Consider the following 24,454-nt stretch of genomic DNA (forward strand, 5'->3'; position numbering starts at 1 on the left):
TGATGCGGGTCGTCATGTTCGGCTACCAGACCTGGGGACACCGCACCCTCCAGGCACTGCTGGATTCCGGGCACGAGGTGGTCCTGGCCGTCACCCACCCCCAGAGCGACCACGCCTACGAGAAGATCTGGAGTGACTCCGTCGCCGACCTCGCGACCGAGCACGGCGTGCCGGTGCTGCTGCGCAACCGCCCCGACGACGACCTCCTGCGCGAGCTCAAGGAGGTCGACCCCGATCTCATCGTCTGCAACAACTGGCGCACGTGGATCCCGCCGGAGATCATCGCCCTGCCCAGGCACGGCATCCTCAACGTGCACGACTCGCTGCTGCCCAAGTACGCGGGCTTCTCCCCGCTCATCTGGGCGCTCATCAACGGGGAGGACGAGGTCGGCGTCACCGCGCACATGATGGACGCCGAACTCGACGCCGGGGACATCGTGGTGCAGCGCGCCCTCCCGGTCGGGCCCGCCGACACCGTCACCGACCTGTTCCACCGCACGGTCGACCTCATCGCCCCGATCGTGCACGAGTCGCTGGACCTCATCGCGTCCGGCCGCACCGACTGGACCCCGCAGGACCGTTCCCAGGCGAACTTCTTCCACAAGCGCTCGGTCGAGGACAGCAACATCGACTGGACCTGGACGGCCGAGGAGATCGAACGGCTCGTGCGCGCCCAGTCCGACCCGTACCCGAACGCCTTCACCTACTACAAGGGCGAGCGCGTCCGCGTCCTCAAGGCGTCGGTCTCCGAGGGGATCTACGGCGGGACGCCCGGCCGGGTGTTCATCAAGGAAGGCGACGGGATCGTCATCGTCGCCGGGGCGGAGGCCCGCCGCGGGCGCAGCCGCGGGCTCGTCATCGAGCGGGTCCGCACCGAGGACGGCACGGACCTGCCCGCCGACGAGCTGTTCCAGAAGATGGGCGGCTACCTCACCAGGCAGCCGTGAGCGACCTGCCCGCCCCCGCGGCGGCCCTGGCCGGCCAGGCGGACGCCATGGCCGGCCTGTTGGCCGACCTGGTCCGCATCCCGAGCGTCGGCGGCGCCGAGGCCGAGGGAACGATCCAGCGGTACCTGGCCGACTGGCTGCGCGACCAGGGGTTCGAGGTCGACCACTGGCCCCTGCCCCTGGACGCGCTGCGCGCAGCCCCGGACTTCCCCGGCATGGAAGCCCCGCGCGAGCGGGCGTGGGGCCTCGTCGCACGGCTGCCCGGCACCGGCGGCGGCCGCTCGCTGATGTTCAACGGGCACGTCGACGTCGTGCCGCCCGGCGACCTCGCGGCCTGGACAGATCCGCCGTTCAGCGCGCGGATCCGCGACGGCCGCCTGTACGGGCGCGGGTCGTGCGACATGAAGGGCGGCCTGGTCTCCCAGCTGTTCGCGCTGCGCGCCCTTCGCGGGACGGAACTGCGCGGAGACGTCCTCCTCTCCTGCGTCGCGGGCGAGGAGGACGGGGGAGTCGGTTCCTTCGGGCTCCTGGAGCGCGGCTGGCGCGCCGACGCGTGCGTCATCGGCGAGCCGACGAGCCTGGACATGGTGCCCGCCAACGCGGGGGCGCTCACGTTCCGGCTGCACGTCACCGGCCGGGCCGCGCACGCCGCGCGGCGCGAGACGGGGGTGAGCGCGGTAGAGAAGTTCTTTCCTGTGTTCACCGCCCTGCGCGTGCTCGAGGCACGGCGTAACGCCGACGTGGATCCGCTGATGCGGCGCTGGCCGCTGCCTTACGCGATCGAGGTCGGCACGGTACGGGGCGGGGACTGGTCGTCCTCGGTCCCCGGCGATCTCGTCGCCGAAGGCCGGGTCGGGGTGGCGCTCGGGGAATCCCCGGGGCAGGCGCGGGCGGCGCTGGAGGCCGCGGTGGCCGAGGCCTGCGCCGCGGACCCCTGGCTCGCCGCCCATCCCGTCCGCGTCGAGTGGTGGGGAGGGCAGTTCGCCTCCGGGCGCCTCCCGGACGACGACGGCGGCCTGCTGACGGACCTCGTCAAGGCGCACACCTCGGTGACCGCGCGTACCCCGACGTCCTGGGGCGCGCCCTTCGGCAGCGACCTTCGGCTCCTCACGGGCCTCGGCGGCATCCCGACCGTCCAGTACGGACCGGGCGACATCGAGCACGCGCACGCGCCGAACGAGTCGGTCCCCCTCGCCGAGGTGGTGGCCGCGGCGCAGACCCTCACCGTCCTCGCGTCGACGCACTGCGCCTGACCGGCACGGGCCGTCCTCGTTCTTTCGCGACCTTGAACGAGGGCGGTCCGGGTAGGTTCGGCGGCATTGTTCGTGGGCGCCGTCGTGGAGGGAAGTGACATGCCGTCCGATCCGGACGCTCCGGCGTCAGGCGCCGACCGGGAGCGCCACGCCGAGATCCTGCGGCACGCTTACGCGAAGAGCCGGTTCGGCCCGGACGAACTGGACACGCGTCTGGCCGGCGTGGGCGCGGCCCGGACCGTCGCAGACCTGGAGGCGCTGACCGCCGATCTGCCGGAGAGGGACACCCTGCGCGACGGCTGGATCGCCTGGGGCGCGGTCACCGTGATCGTGGGCCTGATGTGGCTGATCACCCGCGCGACCGGCGGCCCGTCCTTCCCCTGGTTCCTCGTGATCTCCGCCCCCTGGGCCGCGGTGCTGCTGACCCTCACCCTGCGCAAGAGGTCCTCCGCGCAGGGCTGAGCCCGGCCGTCAGGGTGACGCGACGACCCGGCGGGCCGCCTCGACGGCCTGTCCTTCCAGGATGGCGGGGTCCTTGCCTTCGCAGGTGTAGCGCACCGTCAGCCGCACCCGGCCGAACCTGACGTGGACCGTCGCGGACGGCACGAGGCCCTGGTCGGTCGCCGCGCACGCCGCGTCGCCGAGTTCGGGCGGCCCGGTGACGTCGCCGAGGCCCGCCAACGCGGCGCAAGCCCGTGCGTGGTGGCCTTCCGTGGCCTCGGACGACGGCGACTTCTCGAGTTCGATCGAGAGGGACGCGGTGTACGGGGCGCTGCCCGGCGTGCCGGCCTCGCACTTCGCCGACGCGCGGCCGCCCTTCCCGCGCGGTCCGTCGTTGCCGGGCACGAGGTCCGCCACGGGGACGGTCCGGCACGGGTCGGCCAGGACGCGGGGCCCGCCCAAAGGCAGGAATCCGGTCATCTGACCGGCCAGGACGCCGAGCACGCCCATGATGACGCCGCCGAGGAGCGCCCGCACGAGACGCTGCCCGGTGGCCGTCCCGTCGCTCACCGGGCGGCCTCCAGCAGGGTCGCGGCGAGCCGGTGGATCGGTCCGCGGTCCGCGTCCCCGGTGCGGAGGGTGGCCGTGAGCAGGACGTCGCCGCGCACGGCGGTCACCCGGTAGAAGGGTTCTCCGGCACGTTCACCGGCACAGCCCGTCGCCCGGTCGCCGATGTCCGGGACAGGCTCCGGAGGGCAATCCGTGTCGTCCACGGCGGACTCGTACGCCGCCAGCGCCTTCTCGGGAGCCGTCCGGCTCACCGCGTGCCTGCCCGTCGTCGTCTGGCGGGCGTACCGCCTGAGTTCCAGCTCCAGCTCGTAGAACGCGGTCCGCTCCCGCGCGAGCCCGCACCTCGCCAGCAGCCACGGCGCGCTGCCGGGATCCCCGTAACGGCTGGTCCCGACGACCAGCGCCCCGGGCAGCACCTCGTCGAGCTGGGCCGCGGTGGCGAGATTGCACGGCAGCCGCACCTCCCTGACCGGCGGATCGTCCGGCTCGCCTCCGCCGATCATCCACCAGAGCAGCCCCGCGCCGGACGCCAGCCCGACCGCCGCCGCGACCACCGGTGGCCACGGCCACCGGAGACCGCGTCCGCGAGCGGCCCGCGGCGGTGTGATCATGGTTCGCCATTCTGGCACCACCGAAGGCCGCGAGGCCCGGAATCACCCGATTTCGATGCCGTATCCGGTCAGCGGGCGGGGCGGTGGAGCGCCTGGTCGGCGTCACTGAAGCGGGCGGCGGCGAGACGGTGCTGATGCCAGTGCGGGTAGACGAGCTCGGGGGCGCTGACCCGGTCGAGGGCGGCGAGGTCGTCCGGAGTGAGGGCCAGGTGGATCGCGCCGAGGTTCTCGGTGAGCTGGTCGTCGGAGCGCGCGCCGAGGATGAGGGAGGCGACGCCCGGCTTGGCGAGGAGGTAGGCGAGGGCGACCTGGGCCGGGGTGGCGGCGTGGCCGTCGGCGATCGCGACGACGGTCTCGATGGTGTCCAGCAGCTTGGCGGGGTCGCGGACGGCGAGCTCGGGCCAGGCGGCGAGGGTCTCCTCGGACACCCGGCCGCGGCGGTGCTTGCCGGTCAGGAGGCCGCGCGCGAGGGGACTGAACGCGATGATGCCGAGCCCCTGGTCGATCGAGGCGGGGAGGAGCTCGTACTCGGCGTCGCGGCATTCCAGGGAGTAGTAGACCTGGTTGGACACGAAGCGCTCGTAGCCTCGGGCGTCGGAGGTGGCGAGCGCCTTCATGAGCTGCCAGCCCGCGAAGTTCGACACGCCCAGGTAGCGGACCTTGCCGGAGCGGACGAGCCCGTCGAGCGTGCCCATGGTCTCTTCCAGCGGCGTCTGCCCGTCCCAGCCGTGCACATGGAAGACGTCGATGTGGTCGGTGCCGAGGCGGCGGAGGCTCGCCTCGACCTCCGCGAGCAGGTGGTGGCGCGACAGCCCCTCGGCGTTGGGCCCGCCGAACCCGACGCGGGCCTTCGTCGACAGGAGCACCCTGTCGCGCCGCCCTTCGACGGCCCGGCCGACGATCTCCTCCGACAGCCCGAAGGAGTACACGTTCGCGGTGTCGATGAGGTTCACGCCCGCGTCCAGGCACAGGTCGACCTGGCGGCGCGCGCCCGCCACGTCGGTGCTGCCGAACCTGCGGAAGATGTCGTCCTGCCCGCCGAACGTCATGGCGCCCATCGCCAGCGCCGACACCTTCAATCCCGACCGTCCCAGCGTCCGGTACTCCACCCTGTCCCCTCCCGCCCCGCGACGCCACACGGCGCCCACTTCGAGCCAAGACGGCTCACGGAGCTCCAGCAAGACAGGCTAGCGTGCCACAATCGGCACGCAACCGGGACTAACGGCCCTTATACCCCAGGTACCTAACGTGCCGGGGTAAGGCCTGACATGTCCATGTAGTCCCGGACATGCACGAGCAGCCCGTCCCGTACGCGCAGGACCAGGAGTCCGGGCACCTCCGCGACCTCGCCCGACGGGAGCACGACCACCGCCACCTGCTCGGAGACGACCACCTCGGGGTCCACCCCCGGGTGCAGCCCCGTGCGGCGGATCTCGCGCACCCGCACCGGGCTCTCGCCCCACGCCGCGCGGTACAGCCCCCGGACCGCCTCACGGCCTTCGAGCCGCGGTGGGAACGGGACGGCGAAGGGGAACTCGTGCACCGCGTCCTCCGCGTACAGGTCCGCCAGCGCGTCCGCCGACTTGTCGAGCATCGCCTGGTAGTAGCGCTCCAGGACGTCCACGGGTTCCATGGTCATGGTCTCTCCTTCGTTCAACATCTGTTGAGCGAAATTACGCCGCGGGACGCGCCCGGTCAACACTTGTAGAGTGAACTTCGTGGCATCCACCGCCGGGCCCGCGCCCACCTCACGCGCCGAGCGCCGCCGCGCCACCGAGACCCGCATCCTCGACGAGGCCCGTCGCCTGTTCGCCGAGCAGGGCTACCAGCGCGCCACCGTCCGCGCGATCGCGGCGGCCGCGCGCGTCGACCCGTCACTGGTCATCCAGTACTTCGGCTCCAAGCGCGACCTCTTCACCCGCGCCATCCAGGCACCGCCCCTCACCTCGGGCGCCGTCGCGTCGGCCACCGTCACCGAGGAACTCCTCACCACCCTCGGCGTCAAACTCGGCGGCCTGCCGGAGGGCACCCGCGCCACCCTCCGCTCGATGCTCACCGACCCCGTCGCCGCCGACCGGGCCCGCGCCGCCCTCACCGAGCAGATCACCGCCCTCGCCGCCACCCTTCCCCGCGACCACGACCCCGAACTCCGCGCCGCGCTCATCACCACGGCCCTGGTCGGCATCACCATCGCCCACCAGTTCCTCGACCTCCCCGTCCTTCGCGACACGCCCACCGACCGCATCGCCGAGACCCTTCGCCCAGCCCTCCACGCGCTCACCCATCCGTAGGGCGGGTCGCGACGGCAGGCCGCGCTCTGCCGCCTCCGGCTGACGGCCCGGCCGGGCGAGGGCCGGAAAACCATTCGCCACCGATCGCCCCGCCCGATACGGTCGCGAGAGTGTCCGCTCTCGCCGGGGCCGCTGAGATCCGCGCGCGGCCGTCCGGCGGTTCCCACGCCGAGAGTAGGTTCTGTCCATGGCATGCCGGATCGGTGAACTCGTGCTCGGTTGCCGCGACCCCGAGGCGCTGGCGCGGTTCTGGTGCGAGGTCCTGGACTTCGTGGTGCTCGGTCGCGAGGACGACGGCAGCATCGAGATCGGGGCGCGCGAAGGGTTCGGCGGCCCCCAGCCGACGCTCTTCCTCAGCCGCAGGGACGCGCCGGAGCCGGGGAAGTCCCGGCTGCACATCGACGTCAACCCCACCGACCGCGATCAGGACGCCGAGCTCGAACGCCTCCTGAGTCTCGGCGCGCGCCCCGCCGACATCGGCCAGACCGGCGAGGAGCAGTGGCATGTCCTCGCCGATCCGGAGGGCAACGAGTTCTGCCTGCTCAAGGCCCGTATACCCGCCCTCTGACGGCACCCCTCGGCGACGAGGCCACCCCGCGGGGTCGTGATCGCGAAACGGGCGAGGCGCGGTAGGGCCCGTCATTTCCGAACGGTCCGGCTGCGAGACCGATGAGGTTCAGGACCGGCGACCCGGCGACCCGGGGCCACCTGCCCCGGCCCGCCCTCTCCATCGTCGGCGTGGGCCCTCCCGTGCATCATGTCGGCCGCCGTCGGCCGCCGTCGGCCTGCCGGAGCATGCCGGCGCGGACATCCGGCACATCGCCACCCTCCGTGACGGTAGCGGTACCCACTACGCCGAGCGGGCCCTGCCGCCCACAACCCCCGCGCGGCCGATCCGCGTGATTTCAGCGGATGCGCGAATTGCGCGGCAGACGCAGGATCGCCACAAAGGTGATCAATATCTGCCCCGAGTACCGTTGACGCTCCGCGTGAGGGTGGCGACGACCGGTTGTTCTCCCATGTCGGGAGGGCCGAACTAGGGACATCACGGATGCGAACCCGGTGCCCGGGGATGGACCCTGGTCCTCATACGCTCGCACCCGGTCTCCTGGCCTTCACCGTGCGGGCGGAAGCGGAAAGGGACTGACGGTCAATGGTCGAGTTGGATTACGTGTGGCATCTTCGCGAGATCATGGCGGAGCGCGGCATGTTCTCCACGGCGGAACTGCGCCCCCTGCTGGCCGCCCGCGGCGTGGACCTGTCGCCCAGCCAGGTCTACCGCCTGGTCGTGGACAAGCCGGAACGCCTGAGCCTCCGCACCCTCATGGCCCTCCTGGACATCCTCGGCTGCGCCATGCACGACCTGATCGAACCCCTCCCCGCCCGCACCGTCGGCGAGTAGCCCGAACCGGGCCCTCGGGCGGCTGCGAGCCTCGCTGCCCGGGGAGCCGCCCGGCCGGAAACGCGCCAGCACAGGCCCGCGCAGCCGGCTTTCCGGGACGGCGACCCGAGCCCGTCCGGATGGACGCTGGGTCGGCTCCGTAGGTGGGCCCTCCCTGCCGGGCCCGCCAGGACCGGGCCTCCCACCCACGCGTGCGCGACCGCGGCCCGGGGCGGATGCGGCCCCGATGCCCGACCGCGATGGGTCCCGCGCGGCTCGGATGGCGCGGGGGAATCCCCAGCTCGAAGGAGCAGTTGATGGCCCACGGCGCGGAAGCGGCGTGACCGGGGATCCCCGCGCCGAGCCTGAGCCGGTGCGGCCTGGACGGGCGGCCGGAAGTCTCCAGCCCGCGGTCGCGCTTGCCCTCAAAGCCCAGGTCAGCGACTTGCCTGCCCGAGCTCGCCGACCCGACGCCGCGTCCTCCTCGAACCTGGCCCCCACCGGGATCGAGCCGCCTCATCCCCGCCGTGTCCGAGGCATCCGGAAGCAGAGCGGGTGGAAGTATCCCCGGCTCAGGGCCGTCTGAGAGATCCGTGAGCTGTGGGCGGGGCGTCCCCGGCGCTCGGTCGTGGGCCTCCTTCGGGGTGGGTGATACGTGGTCCGGGCGGAAGCCCCATGCGCGATTTCGCCGACCTCGACGTATCACCCGGGCTGCCGCCTGATCGAGCCGATCCTTGTCCACCGCGTCCGAAGGGCCTGGAAGCAGGGCCGGCGGAGACATGCCCGGCTCGGGGCCGAGGTTCGGGAGGATGCGGCCGGGCGGCTCCGAGGCCGCGTTGCTGCCGGGGCCTCCTCAGCGGACGGCCCCGGGCTTGTCTTTGCGGCTTGGGTGAGGCGCGGCCAGGGGTCCCGGACGGAGGTGATGGCGGCGGGGGGATCCCCGGTCCCTGGCCGCGTCCGGGTCGTTGTGGTCCGAGCGGGTGGACCAGGGTGTCCTCGGGTGCCCGGCCGGTGCGGGAATTCGCAGGTCAGTGCCATGGCCGAGCGTTCGCGAGGGGACGTGTCGGGGTCGGGTCGTGGGCGAGGGACCAGGGTCCGGAAGCCGGGAGGACCAGGGGCATCCCTAGTGGATGTTGCGTTAAGGGGCGCACGGGTGCTGGTGCGGGGGGCCACTGGGGAGTGGGGCTAGGGAGTCCATGGCGGCCTTCCCTGATGCGAGGGGAGTGGCCGCCCGGCCACAGTGAGTTCAGGTCGGCGGGCGTCCGTCGGCGGGGTGAACGGAGGGACCATGCCGGTCAAGGAGATGACGCGGAAGCGGCACGTCGGCGCGAGGCGGGTGCCGGCGGCGCCGGTCGGGCGGAGCGGGGAACCGCCGCTGCGCGGCCGTGAGGCGGAGGTCGCGGTGCTGGGCGACCGGCTCGCCGCGCTCGTCGACGGGAAGGGCGGCGTCCTCGTGATCGAGGGGCCGCCCGGCTCGGGGCGGACACGGCTGATCGCCGAGGTCCGGGCGCGGGCCGAGGCGGCGGGGCTGCCCTGCCTGCGCGGGTCGGCGACGCTCGACCGGCTCCAGGTGCCGTTCGGCCCGCTGCTCGAGGCCCTGTGCGCGGGTCCCGCCCCGCTGCTCGACGCCGCGGCTCCGAGCACCGTCCGGGTGGCCGACCTGCGGTCCTGGACGCTGCGCGAGGCCCGCGCCCGGCTCGCGGCCGCCGCGGCGCGGGGACCCCTGGTCGTCTGCCTGGACGACGTGCAGTGGTGCGACCCGATGACGCTGGAGGCCCTCGCGGCGCTCCTCGACGATCTCGCGGAGGCGCCGATCCTTTGGGTCCTGTCGGTGGGTCCGGTCCCCGACGAGGCCGCAGCGCCGGTCACGGCACTGTGCCGGAGCGGAGCGGGCGACGGGCACCGGATCGTCCTCGGCCCCCTCGCCGAGCCTGCCGTCGCGGCGATGGCCGCCGACCTGCTCCAGGCCGAGCCCGGCCTCTCCGTGCTGAACGTGGCCCGCCGGGCGCAGGGCGCGCCGCGCCTGATCGTCGAGCTCCTCCAGGGACTGCGCGACGAGGGCCGCGTCACGGTGCGCGACGGGGTCGCCTCGACGGACGGGAAAGCCCTCCCGCGCAGGCTGCGCACCCTGGTCCGGGGTCGCCTCGACCAGATGTCGCAGGCCGCCCGGCAGAGCGTCCAGGTCGCCTCGGTGCTCGACCAGACCTTCACGGTCGCCGAGCTGGCGGGGCTGACCGGGATCCCGGCGGACGAGTTCGCGGCGGTGGCGGAGGAGGCCGTCGGCGCCGGATTCCTCACCGGCGCGGGCGACCTCCTGGGCTTCCGGCACGAGCTGATCCGGCAGGCGATCTCCGAGACCCTTCCCGCCGCGCTGCGCCGGTGCCTGCGGCGTCAGGCGGTGGACGTCCACCTGGCGCAGGGCGGCAGCGCGGTCGACGTCGCCGCGGACCTCGCCGAGAGCGCGGTGCCCGGCGACCGCAGGGCCGTGGCGCTGCTGCGCGAGGCCGCCGCCCACCTCGCCGCCACCGCGCCCGGCGAGGCGCTGGCCCTGAACCGGAAGGCGCTGGAGCTCACGGGACCCGACGGGCCGCACGCCGCCGAGATCGTCGCGGAGACCGCCGAGCTGCTGTGGCGGGACGGCCGGTACGCCGAGGCAAGGGAGAAGGCGGACGCCGCTCTAGGTGGCTTCCTCACGGCCGAGGCCGAGGCCCGGCTGCGGTGGGTGATGGCCCGTCTGGTCGGCCATGCCTCGTCTGCCGAAGCGGTCCGCCAGTGCCGGATCGGCCTGGCGCTGCCGGGGGTGCCCGAGGAACTGCGCGACCGCCTCACGGCCGCCGAAGCTCTCCACCTGTCCCGGGCGGGGGACGCGGCACGGTCGATCGCCGCGGCGGGGAAGGTCGCCGAGGGGACCGCGGGCGCCGCGGGCGCGACGGTGCTCGCCGCGCTCGCCAGGGCCGAGCTGGCCCGGCTGAACCCGGGCCGCGCGCTCGCGTTCCAGGACGCGGCAGAGGCGCGCGCCGCCCGCGAGAAGGCCCCTCGTGCCCTTGAGGACTGCGGGCGGGCGTTCACGCTCACCGCGTCAGGGCGGATCAAGGAGGCCCTGCGGGAGACCGACGCGGGACTCCGCGCGGCGAAGGAGGCCGGGCACCGCGCCGCGGTGGCCCTGTGGTCGATGAGCCGGGCCAGGGTCCTGCTCGACGCGGGCCTGCTCGCCGACGCGCGCGCCGCTGCGGAGACGGCCCTCGCCCGAGCCGGGGACCTCGGCTCGGGCGACTTCGCCGACACCACGGCCCGCTACGCGCTCAACCGGGCCGTGGCGCTCCTCGGCGACCAGGACGGCGTCCGCCGCCGCGCCGCCGACGGCGCCCGGATGATGGCCGCCGAGGCGCCCGCGGTCCGCCGTACCGGCGCCTGGCTGGCCGCGCTCGCCGCCGACGCCGAGGGCGAGACCGCCCGCATGGCCGAGCTGATCCAGCGTGCTTGGGAGGGCTCCGGCGCTCCCGGCATGACGCCCGACCCCGCCGATCTGGTCGTGCTCACCCGCCTCGCGCTGCGCGCCGGCCTGCCCGCGCTCGCGGCCGAGGCCGCCGACCGCGCCGGGGCACTCGACCCCGGATCGCCTTTCCTGTGCGGCCTCGCGGACCACGCCCGAGGGCTCCTCACCGACGACCCCGACCTGCTGCGGCACGCCGTGGCACTGCTCGACGACGCCGAACGCCCCCTGGTCCGCGCGTCGGCCGCCGAGGACGCGGGCCGCGTGCTCGGCGCCCACGGCGACCCGGCCGCACGCAAGCTCCTCGGCACGGCCCTCGACCTGTACGAGGAGTCCGGCGCCGCCCGCGACGCGGCCCGCGTCCGCCGCCGGCTGCGCGCCCTGGGCGTCCGCCGCCCGGCCCGCGCCCTGGTCGGCGCCGCGGAAGGCAAGTGGGGCCTCACGGCGGCCGAGTTCAAGGTCGCCGTCCTCGTCGCCCAGGGCGCCACCAACCGCCAGGTCGCCGACCGCCTCTTCCTCTCCCAGCACACCGTCAGCTCCCACCTCCGCCACATCTTCACCAAATGGAGCATCACCTCCCGCGTCGACCTGACCCGCCTGGTCCTGGAACACGAAGCCGCGTGACCGCCGTCCGATCTCATCTCTTCACGCGATGCCCGCCCGCACCATTTCCCGCGACCATGGAGTCACGCGGGTGCGGCCCTCCGCGGCAGACCGGGAAACCCCGCGCAGGCCCGCACCCGCCCGACGAACCGCGTGCCCCGGTCCGACGAAGCACCGGGGCCACGCACCACCCCCCACGATCCGGAACCTCCCCCGGACACCTCGTCGGCCAGGGCCCTCGGCCCCACCGAGCGATTCCTCCGCGAACCTGCGTCCCCGCCCCTTGCCCGTCGGTCCTTCCGGATCCCGCGGGCGCGTGATCCGACGTCCCGTTCCGGCCGCCGCCCGGGTCCCCGCCCTTCGCTGCCCGCGAGGCGATCTCCCGGGCCGCGATCGCCGAAGGGCTCGACACGCTGTCCATGCCGGGGCGGCGCGGCGCCTCGGCGTCAGCGACGCGACCTGTACACCTACGTCGCCGACCGGGACGACCTCGTGCTCACCGCCGCGGACCTCGCCGTCGCCGAACACCCATGGCCGGACCCCGACCGGGAGCGGCGGGCGCTGCTGGAGTCGATCGCCGACGCGCTGTGGGAACTCCTGGCGGCCTATCCGGGCACGGCCAAGGCCGTCCAGACCATGCGGGGGCGCCCCCCGAGCGTGGCGGCCCTCATGCGCGGGTAAGCCGTTCGTCCCTTGGAGCGCGGCTTCACCCGCCGCGACGCCCTCGTCGCCCTGGACTTCGTGGCGGACCTCGTCGTCGCCACGTCCGCGGGCATGGCCGCCCTCGACGGGCCCGCGGGGGTCTCCACCCGCCGGGCCGCCTACCGGGAGGCGTTCGCCGAGGTCCCCGAACTCGCCGACGACACGGCCCTCACCGGCCGGGGCAGGCTCGATGACAGGAGCGCCGTCTTCCTCGACGGCCTGGCACTTCGCCGTACCTGACTCCGCCCGAGCCGGGACGACGCCCCGGTCCCGCCCGGTGCGGCCGCCGGTTCCCGAGGCGGCGTCGGGCGGACGTGCCGGGCGTGTCGCCGGCACGGGGGAGGGGCACGCCGACGGCGCGTCCCTCCCCGTCGGGTCAGGCGATGGGTGCGCGCTGGGCGAGCAGCGCCAAGGCGGTCTCGGCGGCGATGGCGTGGCCGCGGGCGTTCAGGTGGATGAGGTCGCTGCTGTAGATGGACGGGTCGGCGACGGACGGGTGGGCGCGGAAGTCGGCGAAGACCGCGCCGTGCGTGTGGGAGACGCGTTCGGTGATGTCGTGCAGGAGGGTCAGGCGAGGCTGGAACTCCGCGAGGAAGCGGGCGTCGGTGATGAGGCCGGAGGCGACGATGTCGAACAGGCCGAGGGTGAGGACCTCGGCGCCGATCGCGCGGAACGCGCCGACCATGTGGGTGAGGTCGGCCTCCAGGGCGGCGGGGTCGAAGGTCCGGCTGAAGGCGTCGTTGCCGCCGCACACGACGACGGCGAGATCGGGCCGGAACGCGAGTGCGGGCGCCAGTTGGCGGTCGCGCACCTCGCGGGCCCGGAGGTCGCGTTCGCCGAGGTTCAGGGTCTCGGTGCCGAGCGCGGTGGTCATCCGGTCGATCCAGGACAGGTCGTCGTAGCCGGCGGCGGGTTCGCGGACGCCGGAGGCGATGCTGTCGCCGATGACCGCCATCTTCTGCCAGGCGCTCATGCGGGGGCTCCTTCACTGGTGGGGACGGGCTGGGGACGGGCGGGCAGGGCGAGGCCCACGGCGCCCGCGAGGACCGCGGTGACGCCGCAGAACAGGTAGACCGACAGGAACGCGTCGAGGCCGAGATCGTCGGCCGCCAGCAGCGCGGCGAGGACGGCGACGCCCAGCGCCCCGCCGAACTGGCGCGCGGTCGTGGTGAGCCCGGTGGCGGCGGCGAAGCGCGCGGGCCCGGCCGACAGCGCCGAAGCGCCTGAGATGCCCGTCGCGAGGGCGCCCATGCCGAGGCCGACGAGCAGGCCGCAGGGCAGCCAGAAGGCGAGGAAGTCGGGTTCCGGGTCGAGCGCGAGCCAGAACCACCCCGCGGACATCGTCATCAGCACGCCGCCGAGGACGATCGCCGTGCGCGGGCTCGCCAGCCTGCTGAGCGCGATCGCCCCGGCCGCCGCGGTGATGGCGCCCGGCGTCATGGCGAGGCCCGCGGTGAGCGCGTCGTAGCCCCACAGGCGGGTGAGGACGAGGACGCCGACGAGCATCCACGGGTAGAAGGCGGCGCCGTAGAGGAACGACACGACGCTCGCCGTGGTGAACGCGGGGACGCGCCACAGCGACACGTCGAGCGCGGGCACCGGGTGGCGGGCCGAGCGGAGCAGCGTGCCCGCCGTCGCGGCGGCTCCGGAGACCAGGACGCCGAGGGTGCGCGGGTCGGTCCAACCCCACTCCGAGCCCTGGGAGACGCCCAGGGCAAGGAGGCCGAGGCCGGCCGCGAGCAGGAGGGTGCCGAGGAGATCGGGCAGGCGGCCACCGGTGCCGCCGGGCGGGAGCCGCCGTGCCCCGAACACCAGCGCGAGCGCCACGGGGACGTTCACGAGGAACAGGGAGTGCCAGCTGAAGGTGTCGACCAGGAGCCCGCCGACGGACGGGCCGACGGCCGCGGCGAGCGCGCCCACGGCGCTCCACAGGCCGATCGCGCGGGCCCGTCCCTCGGCGGGGGTGCCGTGCAGCAGGACGGCGAGGGACGCGGGGATCATCGCGCCCGCGCCCGCCCCCTGGAAGGCGCGGGCGGTCAGGAGCGAAGGCAGGTCGGGTGCCAGCGCGCAGGCCAGCGACGCGACCGCGAAGAGGCCTGTGCCGAGGAGGTACATGCGGCGCGGCCCGGCGAGGTCCGCGAGCCTGCCCGACGGCGCGAGGACCGCGGCGAACAGGACGGTGTAGAGGGTGACGATCCAGGTGAGCCCGTGCACGGGGGTGCCGAAGTCGCGTCCGAGGTCGGGGAACGCGAGGTTGGCGATGCTCGTGTCGAGCATCGACAGGAAGGCGGCGCCCGCCGCGAGAGCGAGGCTGCGTGAGGACAAACGCGTCTCCAGGGGATGAACGACCGTTCGTGCCACGAAGGACGAACGGTCGTGCTGAGCTGAGGATCGTGCCGGATGGAACAGAAGAGCGAACGGTCGTGCTGATAAGCACGAACGATCGTACGATTTCTTGAACCGGCCCGCGCTGTCAAGTGACTAGTAGAACGAATGGTCGTATTGTTTGGGTATGAACGGGACTGCGGGCGGTAGAGGCGGCGTGGCGCACAAGACGGACGGCGGCACCGGAGGCAAGACCGACGGGAGGGTGGTGCGCGGTGAGCAGACCCGGCGCCTGATTTTGGAACGGGCCATGGCGATCGCGTCGAGCGAGGGGCTCGAAGGACTTTCGATCGGGCGGCTCGCCGCGGATCTCGCGCTGTCCAAGAGCGGGATCTTCGCGCACTTCGGCTCCAAGGAGGAGTTGCAGCTCGCGACGCTCCGCGCGGCCCGCCGCGTCTTCACCGAGCGGGTCGTGCTGCCCGCCCAGCAGGTCGCCGACGGCCTCGCCCGTGCGGAAGCGCTGATCGACAACTGGCTCGACTACGTCGCCGAGGGCGTGTTCCCCGGCGGCTGCATCGTCTACTCCGTCACCGCCGAGTTCGACTCACGCCCCGGCCGCGTCCACGACGCGGTCGCCAAGGACCTGTCCGACTGGCGCGCCCACCTCGCCGACACCCTCCGCGCCGCGGTCCGCACGGGCGAACTCCCCGACGACGCCGACCCCGACCAGCTCGCCTTCGAGCTCAGCGCCTTCATCTGGCAGGCCGTGGGCGACTCCGCCCTCCACGGCTCCCGCGTGCCCCTGGACCGCGCCCGCCGCGCCGCCGCCACCCGCCTCCACCACGCCGCCCGCCCCCCGGTCCTCTGACCGGATGGGCGGCGCGGCGGCATCAGCCTTCGCGAAGGCCGCCGGGGTCGGTGAGGCAGGACGGGCGCCCACATCGCCGGTACGTGGGCGCCCGGGGGAGCGGGTCAAGGGCGGATGAGGACCTTGAGGGCACTGCGGTCGGCCATGGCGGAGTATCCGGCGGCGGTGTCGGCCAGGGCGACGGTGCGGTCGAAGACGCGGCCGGGCTGGACGCGGCCTTCCAGGACGTCGGGCAGGAGTTCCTCGATGTAGGCGCGTGCGGGGGCGACGCCGCCGGTGAAGGTGATGTTCTTGAGGAAGGAGGCGGTGCCCAGCGCCACCCGGCCGTACTGCGGGGCGCCTACCCGGCTCACCACGCCGCCCGCGCGGACGACGCGCAGCGCGGTGTTGACGGCGTCCTCAAGGCCGACGCACTCCAGGACGGTGTGGGTGCCCTTGCCGCCGGTGAGCTCGCGGACCTTGGCCACGCCCTCCTCGCCGCGCTCGGCGACGACGTCGGTCGCGCCGAACTCGACTCCGAGGTCGGTGCGGTCCTTGTGGCGGCCCAGGAGGATGATCCGCTCGGCCCCGAGCCGCTTGGCGGCCAGCACCGCGGACAGGCCCACCGCGCCGTCGCCGATGACGGTGACCGTCGTGCGCGGCCCGACCCCGGCCTTCACCGCGCAGTGGTGGCCGGTGGGGAAGACGTCGGAGAGCGTCAGCAGCGACGGCAGCAGCGCGGAGTCCTCGGCGACCGGCAGTTTCACCAGAGTGCCCTGCGCCTGCGGGACCCGGACGGCCTCGCCCTGGCCGCCGTCGACGTCGCCGACGCCCCACATGCCGCCGTGCCGGCAGGACGTCTGGAGGCCCTCGCGGCAGAACTCGCAGGAGTTGTCGGAGAACATGAACGGCGCCACCACGAGGTCGCCGCGGGCGAGCCCGCCGACGTCGGCGCCGATGTCCTCCACGACGCCCAGGAACTCGTGGCCGATGCGTCGGCCCCGCTCGGCCGCGGGCTGCGAGGCGTACGGCCAGAGGTCGCTGCCGCAGACGCAGGAGCGCAGCACCCGCACGACGGCGTCGGTCGGCTGGCGGATCGCGGCGTCGGGCACCTCCTCCACCCGGATGTCGCCCGCACCATAAATCAAGGTAGCCCGCATCAGAGCACTTCCCCTCAAATGAAAGATCCGCGTCGACCGTCCGTGCTCCGGCCGACCCCCGTGCGCCCGCCGCCGCCGGACGCGCGTCGCGGCGGCGCCGTGCCGCGCCGGGAGGGCCCGGCAGGGGCGGCGCCCCGGGTGGGCGTCCCTCGGCTCCGGCTGGGCACGCGGAGATCTTCGCACGTCGGACGGTATGCGCAAAGCGCTTGATCTCAGACAGTGAGACCTCCCAGCGGACGCCGCGTCCGGCTGGGACCGGTCCCAAACCGAACAACAAAAGGCCGCCCTCCACGCCCAGGACGGGGACGGAAGGCGGCCGCGATAAGCGCGCTCAGAAGTAGGTCGGTTCCCGAGGCGTGTAGGGCCCTTCTAGCGCGGTGATCTCCTCGAGGGTGAGCCGGAGATCGAGCGCCGCGGCGGCGTCGGCGAGGTGGTGCGGCTTGGTCGCGCCGACGATCGGGGCGGTGACGACGGGGTTGCGCAGCACCCACGCCGTCGCCACCTGCGCCATGGACACCCCGCGCGCGCCGGCGATCCGCTCGACGGCGTCCACGATCGCCTTGTCCGACTCCAGGAACAGTGGCCGTCCGGCCGGGTCGTGGGTCGGGTTGCTGCCGCCGCGGCTCGTCGACCGCTCGCCCCACGGCCGCGCGACGAGTCCTGCCGCGAGCGGGCTCCACGGGATGCTCCCGACGCCCTGGTCGGCGAGCAGCCCGAACATCTCCCGCTCCTCCTCGCGCATGATCAGGCTGTACTGGTCCTGCATCGAGACGAACCGGGTCAGGCCGTGCGCGTCGGCGGCCTCCTGCATCTTGGCGAACCGCCACGCCCACATCGAGGACGCTCCGAGGTACCTGGCCTTGCCCGCCTTGACGACGTCGTGCAGCGCCTCCATCGTCTCCTCGACCGGGACCTCCGGGTCGAACCGGTGGATCTGGTAAAGATCGATGAAGTCGGTGTCGAGCCGCCGGAGCGACGCGTCGACCTGCTCCATGATCGCCCGACGCGACAGCCCGGCGCCGCCGGGCCCGTCGCCCATCGGGAAGTTGACCTTGGTGGCCAGCACGATGTCCTCGCGTCGCGTGTAGCGCCGCAGGGCACGGCCGACGATCTCCTCGGAGGAGCCGTGGCCGTAGATGTTGGCGGTGTCCCAGAAGGTGATGCCGAGGTCGAGCGCCTGCTTGAACAGCGGTCCGGACGCGGCGTCGTCCAGCGTCCACGGCATCTGCTCCGACGGGGTGCCGAAGCTCATGCAGCCGAGCGCGATGCGGCTCACCCGCAGTCCCGACGTCCCCAGGCGGGTGTATTCCATGTCCAGACCCCTCACCGGTTTCCTGTGGCAGACCCTGTGCCGTCCCCCGGAGGAGTGCTACCCCGTGACGTACAGGCGCGAGGTATACGCGGGTAACGGTCTCGCCTGGACGGGGGCTCCAGGGCGGGCTGCCTGCGGAGGGCGCAGGAGAGCCCTGGTAGGTTCCTGCCGTTTGGCACGTTCCGCGCACGCGGAGAGGGGGCGGGCATGGCCGAGGCCGGAGACGACGTCTGGGGCGTCGAGGAAGAGCCGGCCGGAATCCTGTCCGGGCTCCGGGTCCTCGACCTGAGCCGCGTCCTGGCCGGTCCGTACTGCGCCCAGATGCTGAGCGACCACGGCGCGTCGGTCTTGAAGGTGGAAGGTCCGGCCGGGGACGAGACCCGTAGCTGGGGCCCGCCCTTCCATGCGGACGGGACCAGCGCGTACTTCTACGGACTCAACCGCAACAAGCGCAACATCGCCCTGGACCTCGCCTCCGACGCCGGAAGGCGGGTCCTTACCCGGCTCGTCGGCGAGGCCGACGTGGTCGTGGAGAACTTCAAGCCGGGCACCATGGCCCGGTGGGGCCTTGGATACGAGGACGTCCTCGCCGCGCGGCATCCCCGGCTCGTCTACTGCCGGATCAGCGGCTTCGGCTCCGACGGTCCGATGGGCGGCCTGCCCGGCTATGACGCCGTCCTCCAAGCCTACGGCGGCCTCATGAGCGTCAACGGTTACCCTGACCGGGAGCCGCTGCGGGTCGGCGTCCCCGTGGTGGACGTGATGACCGCGCATCTGGCGTTCAGCGGCATCCTCCTCGCCCTGCACGAGCGCACGGCGAGCGGCCGGGGCCAGCTCGTGGACGCAGCCCTCCTCGACGCGGTCGTCTCGCTGCTGCACCCGCACGCGGCGAGCTGGACCGCTGACGGCCGCACCCCGCGCCGCACCGGGGGAGCGCACCCCGTCCTCGCGCCCTACCAGGTCTTCGCGACCAGGTCGGGCGACTTCTTCGTCAGCGCCGCCAATGACCGCCAGTTCGCCGCGCTCGTCGGCGTCCTGGGCAGGCCCGACCTCGCCGCGGACCCGAGGTTCGCCGACAATCCGGGCCGTATCGCGCATATCGACGAGCTCGCCGCCCTGCTGGCCGGGCTCATCGACGGCTGGGACGGCGCCGAGCTCACCCGTCGTCTGATCGCGGCGGGCGTTCCGGCAGGGCCGGTCAACGACGTCGGGACCGCGCTCACCGACCCGCAGGTGCGCCACCGGGGGCTGTACGTCGAGAACGAGGACTACCGGGGTGTAGGCGTCCCCGTGGCCTTCGGCAGGTCGCGCACCCGCGCCCCGCGCGCTCCGCGACCGCGCGGGGCGGACACCACCGAGGTACTGCGGGGACTCGGCTACGACGACGCCGAGATCGCCAGGCTGGCGGAGGCCGGCGTCCTGCGCTGACCATAGGCCGGGAAAGTTAAATATTATATATATTGACAGATCTTGCCATTTTCGAGAGGGTTTCCGGCAGTGCGGCACCGGACCCACCCCCCGTCGCCGGGCCGCGCGAGGAGGATCATGCCGCACCACGCCCGGCGCGTCCCGCAGGCCACGAACGGCGGTCGTCATGGACGCTGAGAAGCTGCGGTCGCTCTTCGACCTCACCGGCCGGACCGCGCTCGTCACCGGCGGCACCCGGGGCATCGGCCTCGCCATCGCCGAGGGGTTCGCCGCCGCGGGCGCGCGGGTGGTCGTCGCGAGCCGCAAGCTCGAGGCCTGCGCCGCCGCCGAGGCCCACCTGAAGGCGCTGGGCGCCGACGCCCTGGGCGTCCCCGCCCACCTCGGCGACCTCGACGACCTGGACGCGCTCGTCACCCGGACCCTCGACGCCTTCGGCGGCCTCGACATCCTGGTGAACAACGCCGCGAACCCGCTGGCCCTGCCGCTCGGCTCCCTCACCCCCGAGGCGTTCGCCAAATCCCAGGACGTCAACGTGCGCGGGCCCGTCTTCCTCGTCCAGCGTGCGCTGGAGGCACTGACGGCCAGCCCGACGGCCTCGGTCGTCAACGTCGTCTCCGCCGGCGCCTTCCTTTTCTCCCCTTACGTCTCGATGTACGCCGCCGCCAAGGCAGCGATGGTGTCTTACACGCGAGCGATGGCCGCGGAGTTCGCTCCGCGCGGCATCCGCGTGAACGCCCTCGCGCCCGGCACCGTGGACACCGACATGGTCCGCAACAACCCGCCCGAGTTCCAGAAGGCGATGGAGCAGTCGGCCCTTCAGAAGCGGATGGCCGACCCCGACGAGATGGTCGGCCCCGCCCTCTTCCTGGCCTCGGACGCGGCGAGTTTCATGACCGGACAGGTGCTGCACGTCGACGGCGGCCTCGTGACGCGCTGAAAGAGGAAGGAACACCATGCTCATCAATGGCGACGCTTACCTGCGTGACACCCCCGCCTCAGGCCGGACCGTCCGGTCGGAGGAGCCCGCGCCCGGCGTGCGGCTGCTCACCCTCGACCGGCCGGACCGGCTCAATGCCATGTCCGGCGAGATGATCAAGGACCTGCACCACGCGCTGGACGAGATCGCGCTCGACGACTCGTGCCGCGTCGTGGTGCTGACCGGCGCGGGCCGGGCGTTCTGCGCCGGGCTCGACCTGCACGACCCGCCGCGCCGCGACCGGAACGAACCCGAGACGGGGCAGGCGCCGCGGCTGTCGAGCCCGCAGGCCGGGCTGCACGTCCAGCAGGCGATCGCCGCGCTGGTGCCCAAGCTGCGCAACCTGCGCCAGCCCGTCGTCTCCGCGGTGAACGGACCCGCGTCGGGCGGCGGTTTCGCCCTCGCGCTGGCCAGCGATGTCCGGGTCGGCGCCGCGTCGGCCAGGTTCAACGCGGCGTTCGTCCGGATCGGCCTGTCCGGCTGCGACATCGGCGTGAGCTGGCTGCTGCCCCGGCTCGTCGGCGCGGGCATCTCGCACGAGCTGCTGCTGACCGGCCGCTTCGTGGAGGCCGAGGAGGCGCTGCGCATCGGCCTGGTCAGCCGGGTCGTCGACGACGGCAAGGTCCTCGAGGCCGCGCTGGAGATCGCCGCGCAGATCGTCGCGAACAGCCCGATGGGCGTGTGGATGACCAAGGAGGTGGCCTGGAGCCAGCTCGAGGTCGGCAGCCTCCAGGCGGGCATCGACCTGGAGAACCGGACCCAGATCCTCACCTCCTACACGCGCGACCAGACCGAGCAGATCAGCGCGTTCCTGGAGCGCCGTCCGGCGACCTACACCGACTCCTGACGGTCGGTCGCCGCGTCCGTCCCGGCCCTGGGGCGGCCGCGGCGGGTGTGTCGGTTTTTACCCGTCTACGCATTTTGCAACGAAACGCCGTTCTCGCTTTTCGCGAATCTGACTCTATCCGGTGTGTAAGGGCTCACTTAAGTTACTCACTGGAAACATGCCGAGGCGGAGGGCTGGTGAGACCTGTGGCGCGACGGACGGTGTCGGGCGAGGACGGTCCCGGACGGTGGCGGCGGGCCGGAGCGGGCCTCGCGGGCCTGATCCTGGCGGTCGGGCTGGGCGCGGCCGGAGGGTCGCCCGCGGTGGCGGGCGCCGCGGTGAGCGCGAAGGTGCCGCGCGCCGAGTGCGGCCCGGGTTCGCGGCCGGAGACCGGCCTGCAAGGCCAGGTCCCGCTGAAAGACCGCAAGAGCGGCCGCAGCAAGCGCGGCTACGAGTGCAACCTCGAACTCGTCAGCCGCTACCAGAGCCAAGGGCAGGCCACCGTGGGCGCGGCCTACGGGACCTGCCAGTATCTCGGGACCATCCTGCCGAGCGCGGTCACCGCCAAGAAGCGCGGCGTGAACGTCATCGACTTCAAGAACCCGAAGAAGCCGAAGCTGACGACGTCACTGGTGAGTCCCGCGACCCTCGGCGGCACCTGGGAGACCCTGCGCGTCCACGAGGGCCGCGGACTGCTCGCCGCGGTGTCCGTGGGCGCGGCCGTCGGCGGCTTCTTCGTCTCGGTCTACGACGTGAAGACCGACTGCGCCCACCCGCGGCTGCTGAACGGGATCAAGGGCACCCAGCTCACGATGCCCGGCGCGTTCCCCGGCCACGAGGCCGCCTGGTCGCCCGACGGCCGCACCTACTGGACGACCGGCCTGGTCGGCGGTGTCGTCGCGGCCCTCGACATGACGAACCCGCGCAAGCCCAAGGTCGTCTTCAACGGCCTCACCGACACCCTCTCCCACGGCGTCCATGTCAGCCCGGACGGCAACCGCCTGTTCATCGCCAACTCCGGCATCCCCGCCGGGATCAGCGTCTTCGACTCCAGCGAGATCCAGCGGCGCAAGCCCGACGCCAGGCTGCGGCTCGTCTCCAAGGTGTCGTGGGACGACGGCATCGTCAGCCAGTACGCCCACCCGTTCACTCAGAACGGCCGCACCTACATGATCGCCGTCGACGAGCTGGGTTCGGGCGGCGTCAGGTTCTTCGACCTCACGAACGAGCGCAGGCCGAAGCTCGTGCGCAAGATCAAGCTGGAGATCAACCGGCCGGAGCACACCAACGCCCGCAAGGCCGACCTCGCCAAGAACGGCATCTTCGGCTACGACTCCCACTACTGCACGATGGACCGGACCGTGAACCCGACGGCGCTGGCGTGCGGCTGGGCCCAGTCGGGCATCCGCGTCTTCGACATCCGCGACCTCGAGCGCCCGAGCGAGATCGCCTACTTCAACCCTCCCGCGCAGGTCGGCAGGCGCGCGAAGCTCACCAACTCCGCGCACGCGTTCGTCCCGTTCGGCGGCTACTTCTCCGATCTGCTGAACCTCAGGCCGGACGACGAGCCCCTGTACACCGGCGAGACCGACATGACGGCCGACTGGTGCATGTCCCCGCCGCGCTTCGCCGGAAGCCGGCTGTACGTCGCGTGCGACGACAACGGCGCGCTCCTGCTGCGCTTCCGCAACGGCGTGTACCCGCTGTGACACGGGCGCTCGCCGGGCGGGCCTTCGTCGCCGTAGCCCTCTTCGCGCTCGGCGCGGTCGCCGCCCTCCTCGTCACCGGAACGGGCGGTGGCGACCGGGTCCGCCCGGCGGGGAAGGTCGAGATCGGGTTCGCCCAGGACATGATCGTCCACCACGGGCAGGCGGTGACGCTCGCCCAGGCGGCGCTCGGCGGCGGCGCGGGGGACGCGGTGTCCCAGCTCGCGACGGGCATGCAGCTCGCCCAGCTTCGCGAGATCGGCCGGCTGGAGGGCTTCCTCGCGCTCTGGGACGCCCCGCACATCGGTGAAGGCCGGCCGATGGCCTGGATGAACGCCGAAGGCCACGCCCACGGCGGCACCGCCACCATGCCCGGCCTCGCCACCACCGACGAGGTCAACGCCCTCGGCGAGCTGGAAGGCGCGGCCCTGGAGACCCGCTTCCTCCAGCTCATGATCCGCCACCACCAGGGCGGCCTGCTCATGGCGGACGCCGTGGTCGGCCTCACGACCGACCCGGACGTCCGCGCCTTCGCCGTCCGGATGGCCACCGAGCAGCGTCAGGAGGCCGCCACCATGACCGGTCTTCTGGCAGCCCTGGGCGCGGAACCTCTCCCGTCTCCCACCTGAGCGCGCGCAGGAGTAGCGTCGGGAGGGCGGCGCGTGCGGACGCGCGTCCGCCAGGAACGAAGGAGAACCCCGGTGGCAGCCCCCGTAGCGCGTGGAGTGGATCGGATCACGGCGAAGCGGAGGCTCGGCCCGGACGCGCAGGTGGACGACAAGGCACTGATCATCGTGCCGACGGACCCGGCGAGCACCGATCCGTTCCTGCTGCTCGCCGAGGACCGGTTCTCTTCCCCGGGCTTCGAATGGCATCCGCACCGGGGGATCGAGACCGTCACGACGGTCCTCGGCGGGGTTCTGGAGCACGGGGACAATCTCGGCAACGCGGGCGCGCTGGAGCCGGGCGACGTCCAGTGGATGACCGCCGGGCGCGGCATCATCCACCGCGAACTCGCCTACCGCGACGAGCACGCGCACACCCTCCAGCTCTGGCTCAACCTGCCGGCGGGCCGGAAGATGGCCGAGACCCGGTACCGGGACGTCCTGGCCGCGGCCAGGCCGAGGTTCACCCGTCCGGGCGCCGTGGTCGACGTCGTGTCCGGGACGGTGGAGGGCGTCACCGGTCTCGCGCTCGACCACCACCCGGTCCAGGGTGTCCTCGTCACGCTCGATCCCGGAGCGCGCTACGGGCTGCCCGTCCCGGCCGCCCACCGGCTGTTCGCCTACGTCGTCGAGGGCGACGCCGAGATAGCGGGAAGCCCCGTCGCGGAGGGCCGCACCGCGTGGTCCGACCCGGTGCCCGACGCCCCGGGCACCGTCCTCGACCTCGCCGCCGCAGACCGGGACCGCGAGGTCCAGATCATGGTCTACAGCGGCGCGCCGCTCCGGGAGCCCGTGGTGATGGGCGGCCCGTTCGTCATGAACGAACCGGCCGAGATCACCCAGGCGTTCCAGGACTTCCACGCGGGCCTGTTCGGTCCCGTCCCGCGCCAGGCGCGGCTCGCCTACGACAGGTGAGC

The 24,454-nt window shown here is 73.2% G+C and carries 24 protein-coding genes; 16 read left to right on the forward strand and 8 right to left on the reverse strand.

Going from position 1 to position 24,454, the window contains the following annotated elements; genetic code table 11:
• The first annotated feature begins 2 nt into the window (after positions 1-2).
• From EDD29_RS19000 to EDD29_RS19010, 3 genes are all read left to right on the forward strand, one after another.
• A complete protein-coding gene (locus tag EDD29_RS19000; protein ID WP_123665701.1) occupies positions 3-947 on the forward strand; it encodes a methionyl-tRNA formyltransferase in 945 nt (314 codons plus the stop codon).
• Positions 944-2,200, forward strand: a complete 1,257-nt coding sequence (locus tag EDD29_RS19005) for an ArgE/DapE family deacylase (RefSeq protein ID WP_246052846.1) — start codon at positions 944-946, stop codon at positions 2,198-2,200. The genes EDD29_RS19000 and EDD29_RS19005 overlap by 4 nt, the downstream gene beginning before the upstream one ends.
• A 99-nt stretch (positions 2,201-2,299) precedes the next feature.
• The gene (locus EDD29_RS19010) at positions 2,300-2,662 is read left to right on the forward strand and encodes a DUF1707 SHOCT-like domain-containing protein (RefSeq protein ID WP_148086013.1); all 363 of its coding nucleotides are present in this window, start codon (positions 2,300-2,302) and stop codon (positions 2,660-2,662) included.
• A gap of 9 nt (positions 2,663-2,671) precedes the next feature.
• Here EDD29_RS19010 and EDD29_RS19015 read toward each other — a convergent pair whose 3' ends face one another.
• The 4 genes from EDD29_RS19015 to EDD29_RS19030 all read right to left on the reverse strand — a co-directional run bounded on the left by EDD29_RS19015 (position 2,672) and on the right by EDD29_RS19030 (position 5,461).
• Entirely contained in the window at positions 2,672-3,211 is a 540-nt protein-coding gene (locus EDD29_RS19015) for a hypothetical protein (protein WP_123665703.1), read from the reverse strand.
• Complete coding sequence (locus tag EDD29_RS19020; RefSeq protein WP_148086014.1) at positions 3,208-3,822, reverse strand: hypothetical protein; 615 nt, start codon at positions 3,820-3,822, stop codon at positions 3,208-3,210. Before EDD29_RS19020 ends, EDD29_RS19015 begins: the two co-directional genes overlap by 4 nt.
• A 68-nt stretch (positions 3,823-3,890) precedes the next feature.
• Positions 3,891-4,931: an aldo/keto reductase gene (locus tag EDD29_RS19025; RefSeq protein ID WP_123665705.1), complete on the reverse strand. Its 1,041-nt coding sequence runs from the start codon at positions 4,929-4,931 to the stop codon at positions 3,891-3,893.
• Positions 4,932-5,065: 134 nt separating this feature from the next.
• The gene (locus EDD29_RS19030; RefSeq protein ID WP_211359792.1) at positions 5,066-5,461 is read right to left on the reverse strand and encodes a nuclear transport factor 2 family protein; all 396 of its coding nucleotides are present in this window, start codon (positions 5,459-5,461) and stop codon (positions 5,066-5,068) included.
• Between the two features lie 70 nt (positions 5,462-5,531).
• Between EDD29_RS19030 and EDD29_RS19035 the strand changes: the two genes are divergently transcribed.
• The 6 genes from EDD29_RS19035 (at position 5,532) to EDD29_RS19060 (ending at position 12,532) form a co-directional block, all read left to right on the forward strand.
• Positions 5,532-6,113, forward strand: coding sequence for a TetR/AcrR family transcriptional regulator (locus EDD29_RS19035; protein WP_211359793.1), 582 nt, complete (start codon positions 5,532-5,534; stop codon positions 6,111-6,113).
• A gap of 187 nt (positions 6,114-6,300) precedes the next feature.
• Complete coding sequence (locus EDD29_RS19040; RefSeq protein ID WP_123665708.1) at positions 6,301-6,681, forward strand: VOC family protein; 381 nt, start codon at positions 6,301-6,303, stop codon at positions 6,679-6,681.
• Between the two features lie 585 nt (positions 6,682-7,266).
• Positions 7,267-7,515 (forward strand): helix-turn-helix domain-containing protein, encoded by a 249-nt coding sequence (locus EDD29_RS19045; RefSeq protein ID WP_123665709.1) that lies wholly within the window; start codon positions 7,267-7,269, stop codon positions 7,513-7,515.
• A 1,267-nt stretch (positions 7,516-8,782) separates the two neighbouring features.
• A complete protein-coding gene (locus EDD29_RS19050) occupies positions 8,783-11,611 on the forward strand; it encodes a helix-turn-helix transcriptional regulator (RefSeq protein ID WP_123665710.1) in 2,829 nt (942 codons plus the stop codon).
• A 471-nt stretch (positions 11,612-12,082) separates the two neighbouring features.
• The gene (locus tag EDD29_RS19055; protein WP_123665711.1) at positions 12,083-12,271 is read left to right on the forward strand and encodes a hypothetical protein; all 189 of its coding nucleotides are present in this window, start codon (positions 12,083-12,085) and stop codon (positions 12,269-12,271) included.
• Positions 12,272-12,283: 12 nt separating this feature from the next.
• Positions 12,284-12,532, forward strand: coding sequence for a hypothetical protein (locus EDD29_RS19060; protein ID WP_123665712.1), 249 nt, complete (start codon positions 12,284-12,286; stop codon positions 12,530-12,532).
• Positions 12,533-12,668: 136 nt separating this feature from the next.
• On the opposite strand, the gene EDD29_RS19065 is transcribed toward EDD29_RS19060, so the two are convergent.
• Together EDD29_RS19065 and EDD29_RS19070 are read right to left on the reverse strand one after the other, a co-directional pair.
• Positions 12,669-13,265: an SGNH/GDSL hydrolase family protein gene (locus EDD29_RS19065; protein ID WP_123665713.1), complete on the reverse strand. Its 597-nt coding sequence runs from the start codon at positions 13,263-13,265 to the stop codon at positions 12,669-12,671.
• Positions 13,262-14,617 (reverse strand): MFS transporter, encoded by a 1,356-nt coding sequence (locus EDD29_RS19070; RefSeq protein ID WP_123665714.1) that lies wholly within the window; start codon positions 14,615-14,617, stop codon positions 13,262-13,264. Before EDD29_RS19070 ends, EDD29_RS19065 begins: the two co-directional genes overlap by 4 nt.
• 187 nt (positions 14,618-14,804) lie before the next feature.
• On the opposite strand from EDD29_RS19070, the gene EDD29_RS19075 reads away from it, so the two are divergent.
• The gene (locus EDD29_RS19075; protein ID WP_123665715.1) at positions 14,805-15,485 is read left to right on the forward strand and encodes a TetR/AcrR family transcriptional regulator; all 681 of its coding nucleotides are present in this window, start codon (positions 14,805-14,807) and stop codon (positions 15,483-15,485) included.
• Between the two features lie 104 nt (positions 15,486-15,589).
• On the opposite strand, the gene EDD29_RS19080 is transcribed toward EDD29_RS19075, so the two are convergent.
• Together EDD29_RS19080 and EDD29_RS19085 are read right to left on the reverse strand one after the other, a co-directional pair.
• Positions 15,590-16,624 carry a zinc-binding dehydrogenase gene (locus EDD29_RS19080; RefSeq protein ID WP_123665716.1) on the reverse strand — a complete coding sequence of 345 codons (1,035 nt, stop codon included), beginning with the start codon at positions 16,622-16,624 and terminating at the stop codon, positions 15,590-15,592.
• A 331-nt stretch (positions 16,625-16,955) separates the two neighbouring features.
• On the reverse strand, positions 16,956-17,936 hold the full coding sequence (locus EDD29_RS19085; protein WP_123665717.1) for an aldo/keto reductase: 981 nt from the start codon (positions 17,934-17,936) through the stop codon (positions 16,956-16,958).
• A gap of 207 nt (positions 17,937-18,143) precedes the next feature.
• On the opposite strand from EDD29_RS19085, the gene EDD29_RS19090 reads away from it, so the two are divergent.
• From EDD29_RS19090 to EDD29_RS19115, 6 genes are all read left to right on the forward strand, one after another.
• On the forward strand, positions 18,144-19,364 hold the full coding sequence (locus tag EDD29_RS19090) for a CaiB/BaiF CoA transferase family protein (protein ID WP_123665718.1): 1,221 nt from the start codon (positions 18,144-18,146) through the stop codon (positions 19,362-19,364).
• 166 nt (positions 19,365-19,530) lie between these two features.
• Positions 19,531-20,301 (forward strand): SDR family NAD(P)-dependent oxidoreductase, encoded by a 771-nt coding sequence (locus tag EDD29_RS19095; protein ID WP_123665719.1) that lies wholly within the window; start codon positions 19,531-19,533, stop codon positions 20,299-20,301.
• A 16-nt stretch (positions 20,302-20,317) separates the two neighbouring features.
• Positions 20,318-21,187: an enoyl-CoA hydratase/isomerase family protein gene (locus tag EDD29_RS19100; protein ID WP_123665720.1), complete on the forward strand. Its 870-nt coding sequence runs from the start codon at positions 20,318-20,320 to the stop codon at positions 21,185-21,187.
• Positions 21,188-21,363: 176 nt separating this feature from the next.
• Entirely contained in the window at positions 21,364-22,875 is a 1,512-nt protein-coding gene (locus EDD29_RS19105) for an LVIVD repeat-containing protein (RefSeq protein WP_148086015.1), read from the forward strand.
• Positions 22,872-23,501, forward strand: coding sequence for a DUF305 domain-containing protein (locus EDD29_RS19110; RefSeq protein ID WP_123665722.1), 630 nt, complete (start codon positions 22,872-22,874; stop codon positions 23,499-23,501). The genes EDD29_RS19105 and EDD29_RS19110 overlap by 4 nt, the downstream gene beginning before the upstream one ends.
• Before the next feature lie 72 nt (positions 23,502-23,573).
• Positions 23,574-24,452 carry a pirin family protein gene (locus EDD29_RS19115; RefSeq protein WP_123665723.1) on the forward strand — a complete coding sequence of 293 codons (879 nt, stop codon included), beginning with the start codon at positions 23,574-23,576 and terminating at the stop codon, positions 24,450-24,452.
• Positions 24,453-24,454 lie beyond the last annotated feature (2 nt).

Origin of the sequence: Actinocorallia herbida (genome assembly GCF_003751225.1) — a bacterium.
GTDB lineage: Bacteria > Actinomycetota > Actinomycetes > Streptosporangiales > Streptosporangiaceae > Actinocorallia > Actinocorallia herbida.

Coding starts and splice junctions, on each gene's coding strand:
- EDD29_RS19000 (WP_123665701.1), top strand. CDS start 3: ATGCGGGTCGTCATGTTCGGCTACCAGACCTGGGGACACCGCACCCTC.
- EDD29_RS19010 (WP_148086013.1), top strand. CDS start 2,300: ATGCCGTCCGATCCGGACGCTCCGGCGTCAGGCGCCGACCGGGAGCGC.
- EDD29_RS19020 (WP_148086014.1), bottom strand. CDS start 3,822: ATGATCACACCGCCGCGGGCCGCTCGCGGACGCGGTCTCCGGTGGCCG.
- EDD29_RS19030 (WP_211359792.1), bottom strand. CDS start 5,461: ATGACCATGGAACCCGTGGACGTCCTGGAGCGCTACTACCAGGCGATG.
- EDD29_RS19040 (WP_123665708.1), top strand. CDS start 6,301: ATGGCATGCCGGATCGGTGAACTCGTGCTCGGTTGCCGCGACCCCGAG.
- EDD29_RS19045 (WP_123665709.1), top strand. CDS start 7,267: ATGGTCGAGTTGGATTACGTGTGGCATCTTCGCGAGATCATGGCGGAG.
- EDD29_RS19050 (WP_123665710.1), top strand. CDS start 8,783: ATGCCGGTCAAGGAGATGACGCGGAAGCGGCACGTCGGCGCGAGGCGG.
- EDD29_RS19065 (WP_123665713.1), bottom strand. CDS start 13,265: ATGAGCGCCTGGCAGAAGATGGCGGTCATCGGCGACAGCATCGCCTCC.
- EDD29_RS19075 (WP_123665715.1), top strand. CDS start 14,805: ATGAACGGGACTGCGGGCGGTAGAGGCGGCGTGGCGCACAAGACGGAC.
- EDD29_RS19080 (WP_123665716.1), bottom strand. CDS start 16,624: ATGCGGGCTACCTTGATTTATGGTGCGGGCGACATCCGGGTGGAGGAG.
- EDD29_RS19085 (WP_123665717.1), bottom strand. CDS start 17,936: ATGGAATACACCCGCCTGGGGACGTCGGGACTGCGGGTGAGCCGCATC.
- EDD29_RS19090 (WP_123665718.1), top strand. CDS start 18,144: ATGGCCGAGGCCGGAGACGACGTCTGGGGCGTCGAGGAAGAGCCGGCC.
- EDD29_RS19095 (WP_123665719.1), top strand. CDS start 19,531: ATGGACGCTGAGAAGCTGCGGTCGCTCTTCGACCTCACCGGCCGGACC.
- EDD29_RS19100 (WP_123665720.1), top strand. CDS start 20,318: ATGCTCATCAATGGCGACGCTTACCTGCGTGACACCCCCGCCTCAGGC.